Origin of the sequence: Halorubrum sp. AD140 (assembly GCF_034497445.1) — an archaeon.
In the GTDB taxonomy this organism is placed as follows: domain Archaea; phylum Halobacteriota; class Halobacteria; order Halobacteriales; family Haloferacaceae; genus Halorubrum.
Genome location: NZ_JAXRUU010000145.1, coordinates 1 through 1,864, shown reverse-complemented (window position 1 = coordinate 1,864; position 1,864 = coordinate 1). Strand labels below are relative to the sequence as shown.

Annotated in this window: 1 protein-coding gene and 1 pseudogene; both read left to right on the top strand. The window is 57.9% G+C overall.

The window, feature by feature from the left end; translation table 11 throughout:
• A partial coding sequence (locus U4E84_RS16790; RefSeq protein WP_322533248.1) for a transposase occupies positions 1 to 1,393 on the top strand: 1,393 nt, incomplete at its 5' end.
• Positions 1,394 to 1,730: 337 nt separating this feature from the next.
• Positions 1,731 to 1,864: pseudogene (locus tag U4E84_RS16785) on the top strand (MBL fold metallo-hydrolase); the annotation flags it as partial.

Below are 1,864 nucleotides of genomic sequence, written 5' to 3'. Positions count from 1 at the left end.
GGGTGACTCATACGCCAACTTCACTCGACGACTCACCCGACAACCGGAAGTAGCGACTATCCTCGGCTTCAGTCGAGTGCCCGACGAATCAGCATTCTCGCGAGCGTGGAGAAACCGATTCGACGACACAGCCCACGAATACACCCACGCTGCCGCCCACTTCGTTGTCAAAGAAGTCCACGATCGCGACATCTCAGCGCCGGAGGTGCGGCCTAAGGCAGAGATCGTCGACGATGAACAAGAAGATACAGACCCAATAGAAGAGGAATCCTTCTCACAGGAGGAGATTATCCAGACCACGCGCCTCGCGCGTGATCACGCCTTTGGACACTTCGACTCGGGCCGAGAGTCGAACGCCTCGTACGAGGACACGCAATTTTTCGAGTTACAGACATTCATGGGGATGGTTCGGTGCGGAACCGCGCAAGGAGCGACTCGCTTCCAGTACCGGCGTGGTGAAGAGTACAGCCCACACGGTGACACCCACCTCCGCACCGTCAAGCAATTCGATTCTAAAGAGCTCGTGAACGGATTCTACGAGACGACGGATCGCTTACTCTCCGCTATCGCCTCTGAAGCATCGTTCCGGCGACCAGTCACAGCCGCGATCGATATCACCACGATTCCCTATTACGGAGAGGTCGAAGGAATGCCGATGGTCAGCGGGACCGAGGACAGAGACGGTCGAGCATTCAAATTCGCAACCCTCTCGATCATCGGGCAGAACATCCCACTGATCTTGGCTGTCGAGCCGGTCCGAGAGAGTTCTAAGTGGGATGAGAACCCGTCGAATCAGATACATCGTACTGTGCGACGATTGGTTCAACGAGCGAAAGAACTCGTCCCCATCGAGACAGTGCTGTGTGACCGGGAGTTCGATTCGATACGCGTGTTCCAGACGCTCTCAAACCTCAATGTGAACTACCTCATCCCGAAGCGGGTCTCCAGCTCCGAACGTGATGTACTCGAACAGATGGAGGAAGACGACCAGGAGGTGGCTGTTGAGTCGGCTTCTGTCCATGTGAAATCTGGATCGCATCCAATGCAGCTCCTGTACGTGCCGTCGACGAGTGGTGAGGGGACGGCCGTCTTCGCGACGAATCTCCGAGTCGGACCCGACGAGGCCGAGACGTTCTGTCGGCGGTATAGTCGGCGCTGGCAGATCGAGAGTGAGTACAAATCGATCAAAGGTGACTTTCTCGCCAAAACCTCCTCGAAAGACTACCGCGTTCGATTGTTCTACTTCGTGTTCGCGGCCCTCTTGTACAACATCTGGCGGCTCACCGACTTCCTGCTGAAAGCGGGCGTCGACGGCGAGATGGACTACGCGCCCGTCCTGACCGCGGGTGAGTGCGTCGAGGTCGCCGCGTCGGCATTGATACCGCCTGACTAACCGGCTGAGCCCTCGCTGAGTCCGCTGTTCGGAAGTGGCGACGCTGTTCGGTAGCGCCAGAACACGCGCAATTTCTCACGTCTGTCCGACAGGTGCGCTCCGGGAGGATTCGAATTCTCCTCTTGTTGGAGAGAATCACCACGAGTCGAGGGAAATTCGCCCCGAAACTGGCCTATCCTCCGAAACTGTGGGGAGTACGCAACCGGAATTCGATATAGCGAAATACTGTTTACTCGTCGCGGCCGAGACAGATTTTTGTCGTTGAGTGACCAACAGAAATCACCGCGATCCGCCGAACTCCGGAATTATTACCCCCGCCCCTGCCGCATCGACGCCCATGGTCGACTCCGACTGGGGCGACTGGCTGCCGCGAGCGGTCGCGGCCGCCGACCCCGACACGGTGGCGCTGTGGTACCTGGGCTGTAACGGCTTCGCGATCAAGGGCAGCGAGGGGACCGTTCTCTGGATCGA